The organism is Streptomyces tremellae (assembly GCF_039540215.1).
GTDB classification, from domain to species: Bacteria; Actinomycetota; Actinomycetes; order Streptomycetales; family Streptomycetaceae; genus Streptomyces; species Streptomyces tremellae.
In genome coordinates, this window is record NZ_BAABEP010000126.1 from 1 (window position 1) to 5509 (window position 5509).

7 protein-coding genes are annotated in these 5509 nt (G+C 64.9%); 2 read left to right on the plus strand and 5 right to left on the minus strand.

Annotated elements, in window-relative coordinates; translation table 11 throughout:
• Nucleotides 1-267, minus strand: a 267-nt coding sequence (locus ABEA77_RS33535) for a proline racemase family protein (RefSeq protein ID WP_345655905.1), incomplete at its 3' end; no start/stop codon positions are given.
• Between the two features lie 17 nt (nucleotides 268-284).
• Nucleotides 285-1400 carry a mandelate racemase/muconate lactonizing enzyme family protein gene (locus ABEA77_RS33540; RefSeq protein ID WP_345655907.1) on the minus strand — a complete coding sequence of 372 codons (1116 nt, stop codon included), beginning with the start codon at nucleotides 1398-1400 and terminating at the stop codon, nucleotides 285-287.
• A 196-nt stretch (nucleotides 1401-1596) separates the two neighbouring features.
• On the opposite strand from ABEA77_RS33540, the gene ABEA77_RS33545 reads away from it, so the two are divergent.
• Entirely contained in the window at nucleotides 1597-2262 is a 666-nt protein-coding gene (locus ABEA77_RS33545) for a GntR family transcriptional regulator (protein ID WP_345655909.1), read from the plus strand.
• A gap of 26 nt (nucleotides 2263-2288) precedes the next feature.
• Here ABEA77_RS33545 and ABEA77_RS33550 read toward each other — a convergent pair whose 3' ends face one another.
• From ABEA77_RS33550 to ABEA77_RS33560, 3 genes are read right to left on the minus strand one after another with little or no spacing between them, the layout of a single operon-like run.
• Nucleotides 2289-3080 carry an amino acid ABC transporter ATP-binding protein gene (locus tag ABEA77_RS33550; protein WP_345655911.1) on the minus strand — a complete coding sequence of 264 codons (792 nt, stop codon included), beginning with the start codon at nucleotides 3078-3080 and terminating at the stop codon, nucleotides 2289-2291.
• A complete protein-coding gene (locus tag ABEA77_RS33555; RefSeq protein WP_345655913.1) occupies nucleotides 3077-4009 on the minus strand; it encodes an amino acid ABC transporter permease in 933 nt (310 codons plus the stop codon). Before ABEA77_RS33555 ends, ABEA77_RS33550 begins: the two co-directional genes overlap by 4 nt.
• 55 nt (nucleotides 4010-4064) lie before the next feature.
• Nucleotides 4065-4991 carry a transporter substrate-binding domain-containing protein gene (locus tag ABEA77_RS33560; RefSeq protein ID WP_345655915.1) on the minus strand — a complete coding sequence of 309 codons (927 nt, stop codon included), beginning with the start codon at nucleotides 4989-4991 and terminating at the stop codon, nucleotides 4065-4067.
• 266 nt (nucleotides 4992-5257) lie between these two features.
• Between ABEA77_RS33560 and ABEA77_RS34050 the strand changes: the two genes are divergently transcribed.
• Nucleotides 5258-5509 (plus strand): proline racemase family protein (locus ABEA77_RS34050; RefSeq protein WP_425588449.1); only part of this gene is annotated, 252 nt, incomplete at its 3' end.

Sequence of the window (5509 nt, forward strand, 5' to 3'; positions counted from 1 at the left end):
CGTCATCCAGCCGCCGGTCTCGATGAACACGATCCCGAAATCGGCACGCGCATCACACGGCGGCATCAGGATGCTGCCGCACATCTCCGAGAAGCCGCGCGGCTCGTACATCAGGAACTTGCGGACATCATCGTGCTCACGTTCGTACGTGGCACGGACTTCCTCCATGGTGCTGCCGCTGACGTGCGGAGCGCCACCGATCACGACGCGGGCCGGGGCTCCGGCGCTGTGGGCGTCGATGACGGAGTACTGGAGTCGTGACCTCATGGTGTTGCTCCTTGTCGCTACTTGTCTGCCCCGACGCTGAGGAGCGGTTCGCCGAGCCGCTCGACGTCCACCTCGACGCCGAGTCCGGGAGCGTCGGGCGCACTGCCCCGGCCGCCGGCTGAACGCGGCCGGTGACCGGCGACGTGTTCGTTGGTCCAGTCGTTGAAGAAGGACACCGAAAGCATGTCCTCCCGAGCGGTCGACGCCGCCAGGTGTGACACCGCCGCCGTGGTGACGTCACCACCCCAGGCGTCCTCGATCGACACCGATATGCCCAGGGACACGGAGAGATCCCGCATGAGCCGGGCACCGGTCAGACCTCCGAGACGTCCGAGCTTCAGGTTGACTGACCCTGCGCCCACCTCCGTCTTGGCCTCTGCCAGGTCGAGCGGGGTGATCACGGACTCGTCCATGACCATGGGGAGGGAGGTCAGGCCGCGCACCACCTTGCAGTCCTCGGCTCGTCGACACGGCTGCTCCAGGTAGATGGGCATCTCGTCCACAAGACGCACGGCATGGACAGCCTGCTGGAGGGTCCAGCCTCCGTTCGCGTCGGCGATCAGCGTGGTTCCGGCATCAGCGATATCGGCGACCGCGTGCAGGCGGGCGGCGTCGTCGTGGGGATCGTTGCCCACCTTCACCTGGAAGCACGTGATGCCCGCGGCCGAGCGCTGCTTCACGAAGTCGGCCATCGCCTCAGGCGAGGACAGCGGGACCGCCTCGTAGAGCGGGAAGTCCTGCTGGGCCCTGCCGCCGAGAAGGTCGACGACCGGCAGTCCAGCCTTCTTGCCGAGCAGGTCCCAGCAGGCGATGTCGACGGCGCTCTTGGCATAAGCGTGGCCCATCAGCGTGCCGTCCATGGCGGCGTGCACCGCGGCGAGGTTGGTGGCGTCCGCCCCGAGCAGCGCGGGCACGACTTCGGCGAGTGCCGCCCTCGCCCCACCCGCGAACGCGGGCCAGTACGTCCCCGCCAGGGTGCACACCTCGCCCCATCCGTGCGTTCCGTCCTCGCATGTGATCCGTACGAGGGTGGACTCCTGACTGGTCGCCGCCCGCCCGCTGGACATGACGTACTCACCGTGTGCGTAGGTGAGCGTGTAGCCGTAGATGTCGATGGCGACGATCTGACTCATCGCGTTCCTCTCTGCGCGGTGGCGGCCCCGCTCCGACGTATGGGCGAGACCAGGAAAGTTCGATGTAAGCGCTAACATGTAACATGCTACAGGTGACGATTTGGTTTGTTTCAATCGATGCTGAACACTGTGAAAGCGACATGCGGTGTCGCATAGTTGCGACGGTGCGCCCACCGCTGCGCGAGGGAGGCAGGAAGTGACCACGAGGCCATCGACGGAATCGACGCTGCAACGGTTCAGCTTGCGCGACCAGGCACTGAGCGTCATCCGCCAGCAGGTGGTGACCGGTGACATCATTCCAGGGAAGATCTACTCTGCGGCGACCATCGCCGGCCAACTGGGCGTCTCCAACAGTCCCGTGCGCGAGGCCATGCTGACTCTGGTCAACCAGGGCGTCATGGAAGCCGTCCGCAACCGCGGCTTCCGGCTTGTCCCGCTGTCCGACAAAGACCACCAGGACATCTACGAACTGCGAGTGATGCTCGAAGTCCCCGCCATGGGGCGCCTGGCGAGACTGCGCCCGCCCCTTGACCACCATTTCAGCGAGCTCGCCTCCGACACCGTCGTGAGCGCCGTCAACGGCGACATGGTGCGGTACCTGGAGGCGGACCGTCAGTTCCACCTGGACCTGCTCGCCCTCGCCGGCAACAAGCGCCTGGTCGACATCGTGGGCGACCTGCGGGACAGGACGCGCCTGGTCGCCCTGCGAAACCTGTCGGACGCCGGACGGCTGGAGCACTCCGGCCGCGAGCACCACACGCTTCTTGCCGCCTTGAGCAACGGTGATCCGGAGCGCGCCGAAGCAGTCATGCTCCAGCACCTCCAGCACATCCAGCACGAGTGGAACGAGACCGATGGCTGACATGGGGACGGCCGAATCCTCTCGGTCTACAGGACTTTGCTGAGGAAGTCGCGACACCGTTCCGTCTGCGGGTTGGCGAACAACTCAGCGGGCGCGCCCTGCTCGACGATGTAGCCACCGTCCATGAAGACCACGGTGTCGGCGACCTCTCGCGCGAAGCCCAACTCGTGCGTCACGACGATCATCGTCATTCCCTCAGCGGCCAGCTCTTTCATGACCGCCAGCACTTCACCGACGAGCTCGGGGTCGAGTGCACTCGTCGGTTCGTCGAAGAGCATGATCTTCGGATGCATCGCCAGGGCTCGTGCGATGGCCACGCGCTGCTGCTGCCCACCGGAGAGCATCCGAGGATAGGCCCCCTCCCTGCCGGCCAGCCCCACCTTGTCCAGCAGACGGCGCGCGTCCTCCTCGGCGGCGCTACGTTTGATCCCGCGCACACTCATCGGCGCTTCGACGATGTTCTCCAGCACGGTCATGTGCGGAAAAAGATTGAAGCTCTGGAATACCATGCCGATGTCCGCGCGCCGCCGCGCAATCTCATGCTGGCGCAGCTCGTGCAACCGGCCCTTGTGCTCGCGATAGCCCACCATTTCACCGGCCACCCTCAGCAGGCCGCCGTCAATGCGTTCCAAATGGTTGAGACATCGCAGGAACGTGCTCTTCCCCGAGCCGGACGGCCCGATGAGACACAGCACCTGGCCGTGCTCGACCGCCAGATCCACCGACCGCAGCACAGGCGTGCCGTCGAAGGATTTCTGAACGCCGACACACTCCACTGCTGCGCCGGTTTCCTGCTCGGGTGTCGTTGCGGTCGTCATGCCGCCACCTCTCGCCGTCCGTTGGTCACGATCCGCTTCACATGAGCGAACGTGAGTGTGGGCTTGTTGTCACTCTTGCTGAACCGGCGCTCCACGAAGTACTGGCCGACGGAGAGGATGGTCGTGACAATGAGGTACCAGATACTCGCGACGATAAGCAGCGGGATCGTCTGGAAGTTGCTCGAATAAATCATCTGCGCCGAGTAGAGCAGATCGGGTACCGCGATCACGCTGACAAGCGAGGTCGTCTTGAGCATGCCGATCAGCTGATTCCCCGTCGGCGGAATGATGACGCGCATCGCCTGCGGGAGAACGATGCGGAACAGAATACGACGCGACTTCATCCCCAGCGCCTCGGCCGCCTCGCGCTGACCGGGTGGCACCGAGTTGATGCCGGCCCGCACGATCTCGGACATGTAGGCGCCTTCATTGAGTCCCAGGCCGAGCAGCGCGGCGACGTAGACGGTGATGAAGCTGTTCGCACTGCCGGATACGAACTCTGGCCCGAACGGCACCCCAAGGGAGAGCCGCGGATAGAGCGCCGACAGGTTGTACCAGAAAATCAGTTGCACCAGCAGCGGGGTCCCGCGGAAGAACCATACGAAGGCCCCGGCCGACGCGGACAGCACCGCGTTCGGCGACAGCCTCATGACAGCCAGTACCGTACCCAGCACGATTCCGACGGCCATCGCCGCAGCCGTCAGCCACAAGGTGCGAATAAGCCCTTGCGCGATGGATTCGGTGCCGAAGTATGCGGCGACTTCGTGCCATTGGAATCGCTTGTTGGTGAACAACGTGTTAATCAGCATCGCGGCAAGAACCGCGAGCACCGCCATACCGACCCATCGGCCGTAGTGGCGCGTCTTTTTCACTCGCAACGCGGCCCCCTGGGCTGAGGGCCGGTCGACATCCGGTTTCTGCGTCGTCATGTTCTCTTCTCACTCTTGAGGTGACGTACGGCGGCCGCTCGAAGCGTCGGCACACTCACTCGTAGTCCGGAAGGGAGGAGCCGGTCGTGTAGACGGTCGGTTTGTCGATGGCCCCGTAGCTCGTGTTGTTGGCTTTGAGGATCTTCGAGTAGGCGCCCTGGGACATCAGCACCTCGTAAGCCTTGCGGACCGCCCTGAGCATGCGGGCGGAGTACGCGGTGCGAGCGACAGCCGTGGCGGTCGGGCCGCCTCCGATCTGGCCGACCAGGGCGAAGGACTGCCCCTTGGCCACTGCGTTCTCACCGCCTCCCCGGTTGGCCAGTACGGCCTGGACCCTGTTGCTCGACAGCGCGAGGACGCCGGCGGAGATGGACGGGAACGCGTCGATCGTGATGGGTTTTCTGCCCTTGGCCGCGCAGCCGGCCTGTGCGTCGTTGAGGAATTTCAACTCGACCGACCCCTCCATCGCGCCAACCTGCATGCCGCACACGTCGGTCAGCGCACGGGGCTTGACCTTCATGTCCTTCTGGACGACGAAGCTGGAGTAGTCGTGCCAGGCCGTCACGAAATCTGCCGTCTCCAACCGCTTCGCCGTCACATAGAACTCCCCGAACGACACGTCGTAGCGGCCGGACTGGAGTCCGGGCAGCGCGGAGGAGAAGGGGATCATCCGGGGTTCGTACTTCAGCCCCATCACCTGCGCCAGCGCCTTGCCCAGGTCGGGGTCCATCCCGCGCAGCTCGCCGTTCTGTTTCCCTGCCAGGGGCAGGCCGCTGTCAGGGATGGCCACGCGCAGCGTTCCACGCCGCGCCACCTGCTCGGGAAGCAGATCGACGACCTGGGAGGAGGCCCGCACATCCACACGGGCCGGAGCGGGCGTGCTCGCCTCGGGCTCGCTGCCGCACGCAGCGACGGTGAAACCCAGGCCGGCAACCGCGAGCAGCGCACCCATGCGCCTGGTCGTGAGGTCCATAAGTGGCATCCGTTCCGAGTTCTACCGGCGGACATACCCTCGCCACGAGGTAGGGGGTAACCGGTAATATTTAAGATGGAGGGGTCTGCCACACCTGTCAAGGCTGGTAACACGATGGAAACCGGCAGCTGAACGACATTGACGGGGGACGCCGACCGCGAGCACAGCGTCCACACCGAAGACCTCTTGCCAGGCCGCGGGTAGCGTGTAACGTGCTACCGACTCACTCTGGAGACGGCTAGCGAGAGGTCCTCTGCCCAGTGCGATCGAAGCGAATGTTCACCGTTGTGGACTGCCACAGCGCGGGGGCTCCGGCTCGAGTGGTCACCTCGGGCGTACCGGAAGTGGCAGGGGTGACCATCATGGAGAAACGACAACGCCTCATGCGCGACCACGATGACGTCCGCAAGTTTCTGATGTACGAGCCGCGCGGCTTCTCGGAGATGAGCGGCAGCATCCTGATGCCGCCGTGTGATCCGCGTGCCGATTTCGGGATCGTGTTCATCGAGACCGGCGGCTGGCTCACC

Bases quoted from the DNA above. Each gene is read 5' to 3' on its own strand.
- ABEA77_RS33550 (WP_345655911.1), bottom strand. From the start codon at position 3,080: ATGACGACCGCAACGACACCCGAGCAGGAAACCGGCGCAGCAGTGGAG.
- ABEA77_RS33540 (WP_345655907.1), bottom strand. From the start codon at position 1,400: ATGAGTCAGATCGTCGCCATCGACATCTACGGCTACACGCTCACCTAC.
- ABEA77_RS33555 (WP_345655913.1), bottom strand. From the start codon at position 4,009: ATGACGACGCAGAAACCGGATGTCGACCGGCCCTCAGCCCAGGGGGCC.
- ABEA77_RS33560 (WP_345655915.1), bottom strand. From the start codon at position 4,991: ATGCCACTTATGGACCTCACGACCAGGCGCATGGGTGCGCTGCTCGCG.